Source organism: Lysobacter sp. A378, from assembly GCF_054052125.1.
In genome coordinates, this window is sequence record NZ_JBSVRK010000001.1 from 786,305 (window position 1) to 801,560 (window position 15,256).

A 15,256-nucleotide genomic window follows, 5' to 3' on the forward strand; every position below is an offset into this window, starting at 1 on the left:
TCGGCCTTTCCTAGCTCTCCCGCAGCGCCTGTAAATAGCTGCGTCGCCACGCGGTGATGTCGTGTACCTGCAGCCAGTCCATCATCGATTGCCAGCGCTCGCGGCGCTCCGCCAGGGTCATGTCCATGGCCTGGGCGATGGCCGCGGCGACGCCATCCAGGTCGTAGGGATTGACCAGCAAGGCCTGACCCAGCTCATGCGCCGCGCCGGCAAAGCTCGACAGCACCAGTACGCCGGGGTCGTCGGGGTCCTGGGCGGCGATGTACTCCTTGGCAACCAGGTTCATGCCGTCGCGTAGTGGGGTCACCAGTGCGACCCGCGCCAGACGGTAGAACCCGGTCAGCGCGGGATGGGCGAAGTTGCGGTTGACGTAGCGCATCGGCGTCCAGTCCGGCCGGGCGTGGGTGCCATTGATATGACCCGACAGGCGCTCCAGCTCAGCCCGCAACTCCTGGTATTCGGGCACCTCTCCGCGTGAGACCGGGGCGATCTGCAGGTAGGTCAGGTGACCCAACTGGTCCGGGTATTGGCGCAGGTAGCGCTCGAAGGCGCGGAAGCGCTCGGGCAGTCCCTTGGAGTAGTCCAGCCGGTCGACACCGATCGCCAGGGCCCGTCCCGACAGGCTGCCCACCAATCGCTGGAAGCTGGGCCGGTCGACTGCGGCAGCGGCCTGTTGCGCGATGTGGCGGGTGTCGATGCTGATCGGGAAGGCGCCGGCGCGCAGCCGACGGCCACCGGCGGTTTCCAGCACGCCGCTGTCGATCACCCGGCCACGCCCGAACAGGCGCACGTAATCCTGGAAACGCTCCAGGTCACGCTGGGTCTGGAAGCCGATCAGGTCGTGCGCCGACAAGCCTTCGAACAAGCGCTTGTGATGGGGAAGTGCGGCCAGCAGGTCCGACGACGGCATTGGGACGTGCAGGAAGAAACCCAGCTTGCAGCGCACGCCGCGCTCGCGCAGCAACGCCGCCAGCGGTATCAGGTGGTAGTCGTGGATCCAGACGATATCGTCCTGGCGCAGCAGTGGCGCGAGCTTGTCGGCGAACAGGGCATTGACCCGCCGGTAGCCGTCGTAGGTCTCGCGACTGTAGTCGACCAGGTCGACCCGGAAGTGCAGCAACGGCCACAGGGTGCGGTTGGCAAACCCGTTGTAGTAGTCGTCATGGTCGCGCTGCGAGAGATCGATGGTGGCGTAGTGGATCGGTGCTTCGCCGTGGCTGGACTCGTCGAGTTCATGAAGTTCTCCGGATTGGCCGGTGATCCGTCCGCTCCAGCCGAACCACATTCCCCCGGTCTCCTCCAGCGCTGCGTGCAGGGCCACGGCGAGCCCGCCCGAGCTTGGCTGGCCAGGCAGGGCGACCCGGTTGGAGACGATGACCAGCCGACTCATGGTGCGGTCTCCCGTCCCGCGCCGCGACACAGCCAATCGCGCACAGTCGTCGGGTCGGCCAGGCGGTGGTCGGCGGCGCTGGGTTGCCGGTCCCCGACCAGGACCGCCAGGCCGGCGTGTTCGCGCACCACCCGGAAGCCATGCTCGTCGGTGAGGTCATCGCCGACGAACACCGGCCGGCGGCCCCGGAACGGATCGGTGGCAATCAGCGCCGCGATGGCCACTCCCTTGTCCGCGCCATCGGGACGCAGTTCCAGCACCTGGTCGCCAGGTTGCAGGTGATAACCGGGCAACCAGGTCAGCGCCGCCTCGGCCAGCGACATCAATGCCGGCTTGGCGTCGCGATTGCCGCGCCAGTGCAGCGCCACGGTCGCGCCCTTGTCCTCCACCAGAGCGCCCGGGTAGCCATTGACCAGTGACTGCGCCTTGTGCAGCAAGGCTTGCAGCGGAACCGGTGGCGCGGGCGTGGTGGCGCGGGTTGTGTCGTGGCGCATTTCCAGCCCGTGCAGGCCGGCCGCCGGCAGCTGCAACGGGGCGAACAACCGGTCCAGTTGCGCCAGTGGCCGCCCGCTGACCAGCGCCAGCGCACCGTCCAGTTTTTGCTGGAGCGACTGCAGGGTATCCACCAGACCAGCCGGTACCACGACGGCGTCCGGGGTCGGGGCAAAATCGAGCAAGGTTCCGTCCACGTCCAGCAACAGCGCCCAGTCATCGGCGATCTCTGGTGCGGGCCTGAGGTGACGGGACGTGAGGTGACGGGACGTGCGCATACACGCCATTGTGCGCATCGAGGTGTCAGCATCCGGTGCACACCGTGGTGGCAACCCCGCCGGTAAGGCGTGCAATCACTGCATGGGCAACTTGAACCGAGCCGTTGCGGGCCCTACCCGGTGGTTATCACGACCGGGGCGACCGTCGGCTATCGAGCGCACCGGGCGGATCCGGGAGCGCATCGGCCCCTTGGTATCCAAGCCTTGCGTCGGCCCCGCAGCGAACCGACGGCTGCGGGGCGGAGTCCGTCAGCCAATCACCCGCGGCCGGCAAGCCGCTTGAGGGCCAACGGCTTGGGAGCAAGCGCTGCGTCAGCCGTTGGCTGCCCGTCCAGACGGAACACCGACACCGCCTGAATGAGCTGCCCAGCCTGTTGCGCCATGCTGCCCGCGGCCATGCTGGCATCGTCGACCACCCGGGCGTTGTGCTGGGTCGCCTCGTCCATCTCGGTGATGGTCTGGCCGACCTGCAATATCCCCGCGGACTGCTCCTGGGACGCGGTGGAGATCCCGGTGATGATGTCGGTCACGTGGCGGACGCTGGTGACGATGTCGCCCATCGTCCGGCCCGCCCGGTCGGCCAGCGCCCTGCCGCCAGCGATCTTGTCAACCGAGTCCTCGATCAGGCCCTTGATCTCCTTGGCCGAGGCCGCCGAGCGCTGCGCGAGCAGGCGAACCTCCGAGGCGACTACCGCGAAGCCACGGCCCTGCTCGCCGGCCCGTGCTGCTTCGACCGCGGCATTGAGCGCGAGGATATTGGTCTGGAAGGCGATGCCGTCGATGACCCCGATGATCTCGGCGATCTTGTTCGAGGCGGACTCGATGCCGTGCATCGTGCTGACCACCTCGCCGACAACCTCGCCTCCTTGCGTCGCGACCTCCGCCGCGGCGACCGACAGCTCGCGTGCCTGGCCGGCGTGCTCGGCGTTGCGGCGCACCGTTTCGGTCAGTTGCTGCATCGAGGCGGCTGCGGTCTCCAGGCTGGCCGCCTGTTGCGCCGTGCGCTGTGACAGGTCGTTGTTGCCGGTGGCGATCCCGGTCGCGGCGTCACTGATCGCCTGCGACGACTGCTGGATACCGCCGACGATGCGCGCGAGTTGCTCGGCCGTGGTGTCGGCATCGCTGCGTATCTGCGCGAACACGCCATGGAAATCCCCCTGCATGCGCGCGCCGAGGTCGCCGCGGGCGAGCGCGCCGAACAGGCGCGATACTTCCGACAGGCTGCCGGCGTTGGCATCGAGCAGGCCGTTGAGCTGCCCCGCCAGTTGCAGGAAGAACCCGTGCTTGCCCTCGGTGGCGATGCGGCCGGAGAGGTCGCCCGCGGCCGCCGCGCGCACCACTTGCGCGACCTCCTCCTCCACCGCCACCTCGGCGGTGCGGTCGTACCACTCCACCACGTATCCCTGGCGTTGGTCGTCGGCATCGATGACCGGACTGATGGTCAGACGCATGATCCGGCCGCCGACCTCGATCCGGGTCTCATGGCTGCCCGCCAGCCCGGCCAGCAGACCGGCCTGATGCTCGGGGCGGCGATGGAACGTGTCGATGCTGGTGCCGACCAGGTGGGCGGCGTCGAACTCCGGCAGATCCCGGCGCAGCGCTTCCTGCGCGTCGCCAAGCATCCTCAGCAGCGGACGGTTGACGTACACGATGGTGCGGTCGCTGTCGGCGATCATCACGTTGGCGGTGACGTCGTCCAGCGCGGTACGGATGCGCAGGTTCTCCGAGCCCAGGGCGCGCTCGCTTTGCAGGCGTTGCTGGAGTTGCAGGCTGCTGCTCTGCAGCGCCTCGGCGAGCGAGGCCCGGGGGAACGTCATCGCGGCGACATCGGCGGCGAGCGGACGCTCGTTGGCCAGGTCGATCGCCACCCGGGTCAACTGCTCGGGCGCGTGACCCAGGCACAACAGCTCGCGACGCATCTGCACTGCCATCACCACCAGCAGGCCGGTCTCCGCGACCACGTAGGCCGCATGCAGCGCGACGATGCCGAAGCCACTGCCGGGCGGGAAGGTCGGGAACGGCAGGCCGCTGGCCTGCAGGTAGAAGAACACCACGTGGTGCACGGCGATCGCCGCCGCGGCGACCACGATCGGCACCCAGTCGCGGTAGTACAGCAGCAGCGCGATCAGCAGGATCACGCCGAAGTGGACTTCGACCATGCCGCCGGACTGGTGGATCATCACCGCCGACAGAACCATCAACACCAGCGCCACGCTCACCCGGCTGAGGCGGGTACCGGGGAACAGCGCGACCTGGCACGCGACGAGCGCGACGCTGGGCACGGTGATGGCGAAGAAGGGCAGCCATTGCCCGTGGTATCCGGCCAGCGCCGCCGATGCGACGGCCAGCAGCAGGCCCACCCCCACGAACAGGCGGTCTGCGCCGGCAGCCAGTTGCTGCAGGTAGGCGTATCGCTCGCGTCCCACCCAGTGCGGCATCGAATTTGCGGACATCGTGATGTCTCCCATGACTTGGCGGGCTTGGTTCGGCAGGCAGTCAGCAGCGACAGCCAGTGGCGGAAATGAAAGCGGCCGGCGGCTCGCGCAGCAGGCCGGGCAACAGGGCGGCGACGGCAATTCCGTCGCCGCCGCAGAGGTCGTCGAACCGCAGCGGTCCGGCGTACACCAGCTGCGAGCGGGCATCCAGCACCACCAGTTCGAACGGTAGGGTCGGTTGCGCCGTCATCGCGCCCAGATCGACAAGCTCCAGCCGGGCCTGTAACAGGGCCTGCTCGGTGGCCGCCCAGTCGGCGTTGCCGCAGGCGCAGGCTGGTGCGGGCATGCGCACCGCGATGCCGGCGCCCGCGGCGGATCGCAGTTGGCCCGTTGCCTGCAACCAGTCAACGATGAATGCGGCATCCGGCAGTGGTTGCGATCGGGGGGCATAGAGGGCAGCGAAGGCGGGGATAACGAAACCCAGCCAGAGTGCGAGCAAGGCAGCCCCCAGCCATGGTGTCGCCGTCACGACACGAAGATGCCACCGACTACCCGGGTCAATCATCCCCATACCCATGCCTCCCCACGGCTGCTTGATGGATATCGGCAGCAAGGGAAAAATCTTGAATCTCCGGGTGCTGCGGCGTCGGATGGCACGTTCCGGCGCGAGGGCCGATCAGGCCCCGTAAAGCGCATCCGTGCACACGGCTGTGGCCACCCGCGTGCCAGCATTGGGTGGACGCGGCCGGCGAAAAGTGCAGGCAATGGCTTGAACCAGGCTGCAACGATCCGCACTTCCCCTGCATCGTGGCCTTGTCGGCCACCCGTCACGAGGAATCCCACCATGCGAATGGACAAGCTCACTTCGCGCTTCCAGCAGGCGCTTGCCGATGCGCAATCGCTGGCGGTCGGGCGCGACCACAACGTCATCGAGCCGGCGCACCTGCTGGTGGCGCTGATCGACCAGTCCGGCGGCAGCACCCGCCCGCTGCTGTCCCAGGCCGGGGTCAATGTGCCGGTGTTGCGCGAGCGATTGGGCGAGGCGCTGGACCGGCTGCCAACGGTGTCCGGCCAAGCGGGCAACGTCAGCGTCGGCAATGACTTGTCGCGGTTGCTCAACGTGACCGACAAATACGCCCAGCAGCGCGGCGACGCCTTCATTGCCAGCGAGCTGTTCGTGCTGGCGGCGCTGGAGGACGGCGGCGAGGTCGGCCGTGCGTTGAAGGCGGCGGGCGCCGAGAAGTCCCGTATCGAAGCGACCATCGACAAGATCCGTGGAGGCGAAACCGTGCAATCAGAAAATGCCGAGGACCAGCGCCAGGCGCTGGAGAAGTACACCATCGACCTGACCGCGCGCGCCGAGTCCGGCAAGCTCGATCCGGTGATCGGCCGCGACGAGGAGATCCGCCGCACCATCCAGGTGCTGCAGCGGCGGACCAAGAACAACCCGGTGCTGATCGGCGCGCCCGGCGTCGGCAAGACCGCGATCGCAGAAGGCCTGGCCCAACGCATCATCAACAACGAGGTGCCCGAGGGCTTGCGCGGCAAGCGCGTGTTGTCGCTGGACATGGGCGCGCTGATTGCCGGGGCGAAATTCCGTGGCGAGTTCGAGGAGCGCCTGAAGGGCGTGCTGAGTGATCTGGCCAAAAACGAAGGCCAGGTGATCCTGTTCATCGACGAGCTGCACACCGTGGTCGGGGCCGGCAAGGCCGAGGGCTCGATGGACGCCGGCAACATGCTCAAGCCGGCACTGGCACGCGGCGAGTTGCACTGCATCGGCGCGACCACGCTGGACGAGTACCGCAAGTACATCGAGAAGGATGCCGCGCTGGAGCGCCGGTTCCAGAAGGTACTGGTCGATGAGCCGAGCGTGGAGGACACCATCGCGATCCTGCGCGGGTTGAAAGAGAAGTACGCCGTCCACCATGGCGTGGAAATTACCGATCCGGCTGTCGTCGCCGCGGCGACCTTGAGCCACCGCTACATCGCCGACCGCCAGCTGCCCGACAAGGCGATCGACCTGATGGACGAGGCGGCCAGCCGGATCCGCATGGAGATCGATTCCAAGCCCGAGGAGCTGGACCGCAAGGAACGCCGGCTGATCCAGCTGAAGATCCAGCGCGAGGCGCTGAAGAAGGAAAAGGACGCCGCCAGCAAGCAGCGTCTTGCCGACCTGCAGGCCGAGATCGACGTGTTGGAGCGGGAGTTCAACGACCTGGAGGAAGTCTGGAAGGCCGAGAAGGCGATGCTGCAGGGCGCGACGAAAATAAAGGAACAGATCGAGGCCGCCAAACTCGAGCTGGAAGCCGCACAGCGCAAGCAGGACTTCGCGAAGATGAGCGAGATCCAGTACGGCCGCCTGCCGGAGTTGGAGAAGCAGGCCAAGGCCGCGCACGAGGCCGAGACCCGGGGCTTCACCCTGTTGCAGGACAAGGTCACCGCGGAGGAGATCGCTGAGGTGGTCAGCCGCTGGACGGGCATTCCGGTGTCGAAGATGCTCGAAGGCGAGCGCGAGAAACTACTGCAGATGGAGCAGCACCTGCACACCCGGGTGGTCGGCCAGGACGAGGCGATCAAGGTCGTGTCGGATTCGGTGCGGCGCTCACGCGCGGGCTTGTCGGACCCGAACCGGCCCAGCGGCTCGTTCCTGTTTCTGGGGCCCACCGGTGTCGGCAAGACCGAGCTGTGCAAGGCGCTGGCGGAGTTCCTGTTCGACAGCGCCGACGCGATGATCCGGATCGACATGAGCGAGTTCATGGAGAAGCATTCGGTCAGCCGTCTGGTCGGCGCGCCGCCGGGCTACGTCGGCTACGAGGAGGGTGGTTACCTGACCGAAGCGGTGCGGCGGCGGCCGTACAGCGTCATCCTGCTGGACGAGGTCGAGAAGGCGCACCCGGATGTGTTCAACATCCTGCTGCAGGTACTCGACGACGGCCGCCTGACCGATGGCCAGGGCCGCACGGTCGACTTCCGCAATACGGTGATCGTGATGACGAGCAACCTGGGTAGCCAGATGATCCAGGAGATGGACGGCGATGATTCTCCCGAGAGCTACACCCAGATGAAGGCCGCGGTGATGGGCGTGGTGCAGAGCCACTTCCGGCCGGAGTTCATCAATCGGCTGGATGACATCGTGGTGTTCCATTCGCTGGACAAGCAGCAGATCCGCGAGATCGCCCGGATCCAGCTGCACGGACTGGACAAGCGGCTGGCCGAGCGCGGGTTGACGCTGGAGTTGTCCGACAGCGCGCTGGCGCTGCTGGCCAATGTCGGCTTCGATCCGGTGTATGGTGCGCGGCCGTTGAAGCGGGCGATCCAGCAGCAGCTGGAAAACCCGTTGGCGACGAAGATCCTGTCAGGCGAGTTCGCCAGTGGTGAGGTCATCCACGTTGATGCCGAAGGTGGTGGGCTGGTGTTCCGGAAGGGGTGAGCGGCTGCGGTGTGCGGGTGCTGGCTCCGGGGTAAGGCTTCGGCTGGGCGGGTGTCGGGCTGCGGGGGCGATTGCTCCACCCCTCGGTCAGGGCGTCCTGCCCTGACTCGGGGCCGCAGGCCCGCTTCGCGGTCCGGCCCGGCGCAGCGCGCCGGGCGTTCACGGGGCCCGCGCGGCAATGCCGCGCAAACGGGCCCCGCTCACCCATGGCCTGCTTTCCGCAATACCCCACACCCCGACACCCGCGGACAGTTGCGCTGGCTCCGGGGAGGAAAGCGGTTCGCGTTACCGGTTGACGCCCAATCGGTGAGCGATGAGATCGGTCGATCACGAGACAGTTGCTTAACCCTTGCCGTCATTCCCGCGAAGGCGGGGATCCATGGACGTTACGTGCCCGAAGATCAAAGTCCATGGATCCCCGCCTTCGCGAGGATGACGAGCAAAAGCCGAGTTTCCAGCCTTGTCTCTGCTCTTGTTTCCACCGGCCGACGACAATCAATGACCGACGCGGCGTCCTGTTGGGGTATTGCGTAGAGCGGACATGGATGTCCGCGGCGGCGAGTCGGCCATGGATGGCCGATCGAGCCGAGGAGCAATACCCCGACAGGGCGTCGCTGCTTCCGAAGCCAGAAACCAAGCCCGCTTTCTCTCAGTCACCAACCACCAACCACCAACCACCAACCACCAACCACCAATCACCAATCACCAATCACCAATCACCAATCACCAATCACCAATCACCAATCACCAATCACCATTCCGGTTCGCGGTCGCACGTAAAAAAGCCTCCCCGCCAATGAGGCAGGGAGGCTTCGTTTCACACACGTGTTGCGGAGGGTCTTACCAGCGGTAGCCCACCTTCGCGTACATGTAGGCGCCGTTGAAGCCGAACGGCGAGGCCGAGTTGTACGGGAACTGGCCGCTGGTCGAGTTGCCGAAGATGTTCTCCTCCGGATATTCATTCAGCACGTTGTCCCCACCCAGGGTGAAGCTCCAACGATCCAGGTGATAGGTCGCGGCCAGGTCGACCAGCCACTTGGGGTCGTAGGTCTGGTCGTTGTCGGCGTTGTTGGGCGTGGTCTCGAAGCTGCCGTAGCGCGTCGTGCCGGCCAGCAGGGTCCAGTCGCCCAGGTTCCAGGTGCCGTTGAGTACGAACTTGTCGCGCGGGAAACCCTTCTCGATCCGGCCCTGTTCGGCGCGGTCCAGTCGGTCCAGGTCCAGGCCACCGGTCTCCAGCTCCGGCGGATTGGGCGCGATGCGGGTGATCTCGGTTTTCGAGTAGTTGTAGCCGGCGGTCACGTCCAGGCTGCCGGCGTCCAGGTCCCAACGGTAGCTGCCGAGAATGTCGATGCCGCGGCTGCGCGTGTCGATGGCGTTGGTGAAGTAACGACCACCGGTGACGCCGAAGATGCCGCGTGCCTCGAGGAAGTCGCGCACGTCATCGCCGGTGAGGTTGGACGAGAGCACGATGCGGTCGTCGACGTCGACCTGATAGGCATCGACGGTGACATACAGGCGGTCCACTGGCTGCAGCACGACGCCAAGACTGTAGGACAGCGACTCCTCCGGCTGCAGTGGCTCGGCACCCAGGGCCTCGGCGATCGGGCTGGAAGCCGGGAAGGTGCGGATCTCGAACGGGTCGCTGATGCCGGCGATGAAGGTGGTGCTGGTGGTCTGGAAGTTCTGCTGCGACAACGACGGTGCGCGGAAGCCGCTGGAAACGGTGCCGCGCAGGGCAACGGCGTCGCTGAACTCGTAACGCCCCGACAGCTTGAAGGAGGACTGGTTGCCGAAGTCGCTGTAGTCCTCGTAACGCACCGCAGCGCCACCGGAGAAGCGATCGGTCAAGTCAGCCTCAAGGTCGGCATACAGCGCGTAGCTGTCGCGCGAATAGTGGCCGGCATCGCTCGGGCGGTAGCCCGGAAAGCCCTGCGCACCCGAGGCGATAGGCCGAGGCAGCGGTCCCTGGCTCCAGGAGTCCGGCTCACCCGGGGACTGGTTCCATTTCTCTTCGCGGTACTCGGTACCCATCGCGAAGTTGACCGGGTAGGCCAGGCCCCAGTCGAACTGGCGGCTGAGGTCGAGGTTGACGATGTTCTGGGTCGTCTCCAGTGCGCCGGCGAAGAACGACGTAGGTGAACTGGGCCCCAGACTGGCGTTGAGCGAGTTGCGGGTGAAGAACTCAAGGTGGTTGTAGCCGTAGTTGTAGCTCAGGTCCCAGGCCCAGCCGGCGGTGTCGCCGCGCAGTCCGGCCACCAGTGAGCGGTCATCGGCGATGTTGTTGATCTGCGGTACGAAGCCGTCGGGATGGATCGAGGGAATGTTCTGGTTCGGGTTGCCCGGTGCGCGGAAGAAGGCGAACGAGGTGATGTCGCGCTCGCTCGCCATGCCGAATGCGTACAGGTCGATGGTGTCGGTCAACGGGATCTCGGAATTGGCGGAGAACGCCCAGTGCTCGACGGCGGGATCGCCGTAGACGAAGGCTTTCTGGCCGAGCTCGGGTTGGGTCGGGCTCGGCGTGCCCGCGAACGGACGCGCGCGGTTGGTCGGGTCCTGCTCACCGAACTGCCCGGCCAGGTGCAGGAAGCCGTCCTCGCCGATCGCGATCCCGGCATCACCGGAGATCTGATGCTGCTTGCCGTCGCCGGCGGAGTACTGGCCGTAGCTCGCATCCAGACTGCCACCGCTGGTGGCACCCTTGAGGACGATGTTGACCACCCCGGCAATGGCATCGGAGCCGTATTGCGCTGAGGCGCCGTCGCGCAATACCTCGACCCGCTCGATCGCCGAGACCGGGATGGCGTTGAGGTCGACCGGGGACGAGCCGCGACCCTGGCTGCCGTTGACGTTGAGCAGCGCGGTAGTGTGGCGGCGCTTGCCGTTGACCAGCACCAGCACCTGGTCGGGTGCGAGGCCACGCAGCTGTGCCGGCCGGATCGCGCTGGTGCCGTCGGTGACCGCCGGACGCGGGAAGTTGAGCGATGGCAATGCCCGCGACAACGCCGTGGCCAGCTCGGTGGTGCCGGTGGCCCGCAGCACCTCCGGGGTGATGATGTCGATCGGTGACGCCGACTCGGCGATGGTACGGCCGGTCACCCGGGTGCCGGTGACGATCACCTGGTCAAGCGTGGTGGCGTCGTCGACCGGGACGGGCGCGGTCTGGGCAAAGGCTCCGGGAGCGGCGAGTGCAATGGCGATGGCCAGCGGCAGGCGGGTCGGGGTCATGGTGGGTTCTCGGGGGAAGACCGCAATGGCGGCGTTCCCTTGATTAACCCGAAATTAACGCTCCCGTCAAACCATCTTGATGGAACGATGGAAGTACGTTACTGGAACGACCGGCCGGGCCTGCGCGCAACCAGGTGATCAGGCCCGATGGCCGTCAGGCGCGGCTGGTCCGCGGCAAGTGGTGATCACCCCGATAAGCCGGGGTGGCAATCACCATCTCGGCCAGGCTGTGGGCAAGTTCGCGCTCGGCCAGCACCACGCCGTCGGCGCCACGCTCCAACAGGTGTTTGACCTCCGCATCACTGTGCGCGCGTGCCAGCAACGTCAGCGACGGGTTGATGGCGCGCAGCTTGGCCATGGTCTCGCCCGCTTCCAGCGGCTGCGGGATCGCCAGGATCGCGATGGTGGCACGCTCGGGGTGGGCCTCTTCCAGTACCAGGTCGGCGGCCGCACTGCCGCGGATTGCCGGGATGCCCGCGGCGTGCGCGCGTTCGACGTGGTGGCTGCTGTCGTCGATGACGATCACCGGTATGTCGTGGCCACGCAGCAGCTTGACCAGCTCGGTGCCGACGCTGCCAAAGCCAATCACGATGGCGTGATCGCTCAGGTCCAGCGATGGGCCGGGCAGGGGTCCGGTTTCGACCTGCTCCTCGGCCAACCGGGTGTGCCTGGCTTGCCACCGATCGACCAGCACGAAGATCAGCGGGTTGAGCATGATCGTGATCAGTGCGCCGGCCAGGACCAGGTCCTGCGCTTCCTCGTTCATGATCTGCAATGTGACGCCGAGACCGGCAATGATGAAGGCGAACTCGCCGATCTGCGCCAGGCTGGCGGAGATGGTGAGGGCGGTGATGTTGGGATAGCCGAACGCGCGCACGATCACGTACGCGGCCGCGGACTTGCCGAACAGGATGATCAGCACCGTCGCCAGCACGTGCAGCGGCTGCTCGATCAGGATCATCGGGTCGAACAACATCCCGACCGAGACGAAAAACAGCACCGCGAACGCATCGCGCAGCGGCAGCGAATCACTGGCGGCCTTGTGGCTGAGCTCGGACTCGTTGAGCAGCAGGCCGGCGAAGAATGCGCCCAGTGCAAACGAGACCCCGAACAACTCCGCAGAACCGTACGCCACTCCCAGCGCGATCGACAATACCGACAGGGTGAACAGCTCGCGCGAGCCGGTACCGGCGGTGCGTTCCAATACCCAGGGGATCACCCGCCGGCCGACCACCATCATCACCGCGACGAAGGCCGCGACCTGCACCAGGGTCAGGAAGATGGCCACCACGATGGAGCCAAACGTGTGGGTTTCCGCACCGGCGGTGGGATTGGTGATCTCGGCCAGCACCGGCATCAGCACCAGCGCGATCACGCAGGCCAGGTCTTCCACGATCAGCCAGCCCACCGCGATCTTGCCGCGGTTGGTGTCCAGCAGGCGGCGGTCTTCCATCGCCCGCAGCAGCACCACGGTACTGGCGGTGGCGAGCGAGAAGCCGAACACCAGACCGTGCACGGTCGACCAGCCCATCAGCGCGGCCAGGCCCCAGCCGAGCAGGGTGGCGACGGTGATCTGGACCATGGCGCCGGGGATCGCGATCCACTTGACCGCCATCAGGTCCTTGACCGAGAAATGCAGGCCGACGCCGAACATCAGCAGCATCACGCCGATCTCGGCCAGTTGGTTGGCCAGGCCCTGGTCGCCGACGAAGCCGGGCGTGAACGGGCCGGCAACGATGCCCGCCGCCAGGTAACCCACCAGTGGGGAGAGCCGCAATCGATTCGCCAGCGCGCCGAACAGGAATGCCAGCAGCAGCCCCACGGCGATGATGCTGATCAGGTCGGTTTCGTGCGGCATCAGGACTCCATTGGGCTTAGCCGGTCAATCATGTAGGCCGTTGCCGGATCAGGCAAGCGATAACCTCGGCAGGTCGAGCCTGCACCCGTACAATGACCGCATGATTGCTTTCAAGGATTTTGCCCTCCGTCGCGGCGAGCGGCTGCTGTTGTCCAAAGTCGACCTGGTCCTGCAGGCCGGCTGGCGGGTGGGCGTGATCGGCCGCAACGGCAGCGGGAAGTCATCGTTGTTCGCCGCATTGCAGGGCCAGTTGGAAGCCGACAAGGGCGATCTGGGTATTCCCAGCCGGGTCCGCATCGCCAGCGTCGCCCAGGAAACCCCGTCGCTGCCGGACCCGGCGCTGGACTTCGTGCTGTCGGGAGATGCGCTGGTGCACGCGGCGATCCAGGCCGAGGCGGAGGCGGTCGCCAATGAGGACTGGGAAGCGGTCGCCACGGCCCACCACCGGCTGGAGGAGCTCAATGGCTACGACGCCAGCGCGCGCGCCGGCAAGTTGCTGCATGGCCTTGGGTTTGCCGCCGATACGCACGGACGTGCCGTCAGCACATTCTCGGGCGGCTGGCGGGTGCGGCTGAACCTGGCCCGCGCGTTGATGACACCGTCGGACCTGTTGCTGCTCGATGAGCCGACCAACCATCTCGATCTGGATGCGGTGCTGTGGCTGGAGCAGTGGTTGTTGAAGTACCCCGGCACCTTGTTGCTGATCAGCCATGACCGTGAGTTCCTGGACGAAGTCACCAACCACACCCTGCACCTGCATGACGGCAAGGCCAAGCTGTATGCGGGCAACTACACCGCCTTTGAGCGCCAACGCGCCGAGCACCTGCGCCTGCAGCAGATCACCCATGTGAAGGCGCAGGCCGAACGTGCCCACCTGCAGAGCTTCATCGACCGGTTTGGCGCCAGCGCGACCAAGGCCAAGCAGGCGCAGTCGCGGGTCAAGCGCCTGGCCAAGATGGCCGGCACCGAGGCGGTACGGATCGAGCGCGCGCTGCGGATCGAGTTTCCTGCCCCGGCCAAGTTGCCGCATGCGTTGTTGCGCCTGGCGCATGCCGACTGCGGCTACGTTGCGGCCGCCGCGCCTGTAGGAGGGGCTTCAGCCCCGATCGTGCGACCGGCGAAGGCGCAGGACCATCCGATCGCGGCTGAAGCCGCTCCTACAAAAGCAGGGAGAGTGACCACCATCCTCCACGACGTCGGCTTCATTCTGGAAGCCGGCGACCGGGTGGCCTTGCTCGGCCCCAACGGTGCCGGCAAGTCGACGTTGGTCAAATCACTGGTGGGCGATCTGGAGCTGCTGGCCGGGGAGCGCCATGGCCATCCCGACCTGCGGATTGGTTACTTCGCCCAGCACACGGTCGAGTCGCTGCGTGCCGGCACCAGCGCGATCGACCATATCGCCGATATCGCACCCGGCGTGGCGACCCAGCAGTTGCGTGACTTCCTCGGCAAGTGGAATTTCCCTGGTGACCGCGCGTTCGAGACGGTCGATGTGTTCTCCGGCGGCGAGCGCGCGCGCCTGGCGCTGGCATTGATCGCCTGGCGCAAACCCAACGTGCTGTTGCTCGATGAGCCCACCAACCACTTGGACCTGGACATGCGCGAGGCACTGGCCGAGGCACTGGCGGTGTTCGAGGGCGCAATCGTGCTGGTCTCGCATGATCGGCACCTGATCGGCCTGGTGTGCGACACCTTCTGGCGGGTTGCCGACGGCGTCGCCCAGCCGTTCGACGGCGATCTGGACGAATACGCGAGCTGGTTGCGCACGCGCGACAATTCCAACGATGGTCAGGGCCGGCCAGCGTCCGCTCCGGCTGCTGACCAGGCGGCGATCGCGCCCCCGCCAACCAAGCCGCGCAAGGGCAAGGCCAATCCGTACAAGCTGGCCAAGGCCGAGGCCAGCGTGGCGGAGTTGGAAGCGCAGTTGACGGCGCTGGAAGCCGAGTTGGCGGACCCGGCCGTGTATGCAGACGGCGGTGCCCGCGGCGTGGAACTGGGCAAGCAGCAGGTACAGCGACGCGCCGAGCTGGAACAGGCCGAAGCCGAGCTGTTGGCCTTGTACGAAGCCGACGCCGCATAAAACCAACGCCAAGTCGACGTGTAAATTTCGGGCTTGTCCGACTCCCGATCGCGGCTGAAGCCGCTACT

8 protein-coding genes are annotated in these 15,256 nt (G+C 66.5%); 2 read left to right on the top strand and 6 right to left on the bottom strand.

What is annotated here, in order from left to right; genetic code table 11:
* Positions 1–10 precede the first annotated feature (10 nt).
* The 4 genes from otsA to ACW7G1_RS03530 all read right to left on the bottom strand — a co-directional run bounded on the left by otsA (position 11) and on the right by ACW7G1_RS03530 (position 5,124).
* Complete coding sequence (gene otsA, locus ACW7G1_RS03515) at positions 11–1,390, bottom strand: alpha,alpha-trehalose-phosphate synthase (UDP-forming) (protein WP_456978368.1); 1,380 nt, start codon at positions 1,388–1,390, stop codon at positions 11–13.
* Positions 1,387–2,160 (bottom strand): trehalose-phosphatase, encoded by a 774-nt coding sequence (gene otsB, locus ACW7G1_RS03520; RefSeq protein ID WP_456978369.1) that lies wholly within the window; start codon positions 2,158–2,160, stop codon positions 1,387–1,389. Before otsB ends, otsA begins: the two co-directional genes overlap by 4 nt.
* Positions 2,161–2,417: 257 nt before the next feature.
* Positions 2,418–4,613 (bottom strand): methyl-accepting chemotaxis protein, encoded by a 2,196-nt coding sequence (locus ACW7G1_RS03525; protein ID WP_456978370.1) that lies wholly within the window; start codon positions 4,611–4,613, stop codon positions 2,418–2,420.
* 43 nt (positions 4,614–4,656) lie between these two features.
* Positions 4,657–5,124, bottom strand: a complete 468-nt coding sequence (locus ACW7G1_RS03530) for a hypothetical protein (RefSeq protein WP_456978371.1) — start codon at positions 5,122–5,124, stop codon at positions 4,657–4,659.
* Positions 5,125–5,439: 315 nt separating this feature from the next.
* Between ACW7G1_RS03530 and clpB the strand changes: the two genes are divergently transcribed.
* Positions 5,440–8,025 carry an ATP-dependent chaperone ClpB gene (clpB, locus tag ACW7G1_RS03535; protein WP_456978372.1) on the top strand — a complete coding sequence of 862 codons (2,586 nt, stop codon included), beginning with the start codon at positions 5,440–5,442 and terminating at the stop codon, positions 8,023–8,025.
* 840 nt (positions 8,026–8,865) lie between these two features.
* On the opposite strand, the gene ACW7G1_RS03540 is transcribed toward clpB, so the two are convergent.
* Positions 8,866–11,250 carry a TonB-dependent receptor plug domain-containing protein gene (locus ACW7G1_RS03540; RefSeq protein ID WP_456978373.1) on the bottom strand — a complete coding sequence of 795 codons (2,385 nt, stop codon included), beginning with the start codon at positions 11,248–11,250 and terminating at the stop codon, positions 8,866–8,868.
* Between the two features lie 154 nt (positions 11,251–11,404).
* The gene (gene ybaL, locus ACW7G1_RS03545; RefSeq protein ID WP_456978374.1) at positions 11,405–13,108 is read right to left on the bottom strand and encodes a YbaL family putative K(+) efflux transporter; all 1,704 of its coding nucleotides are present in this window, start codon (positions 13,106–13,108) and stop codon (positions 11,405–11,407) included.
* A 100-nt stretch (positions 13,109–13,208) separates the two neighbouring features.
* On the opposite strand from ybaL, the gene ACW7G1_RS03550 reads away from it, so the two are divergent.
* Positions 13,209–15,188, top strand: a complete 1,980-nt coding sequence (locus ACW7G1_RS03550; RefSeq protein ID WP_456978375.1) for an ABC-F family ATP-binding cassette domain-containing protein — start codon at positions 13,209–13,211, stop codon at positions 15,186–15,188.
* Positions 15,189–15,256 lie beyond the last annotated feature (68 nt).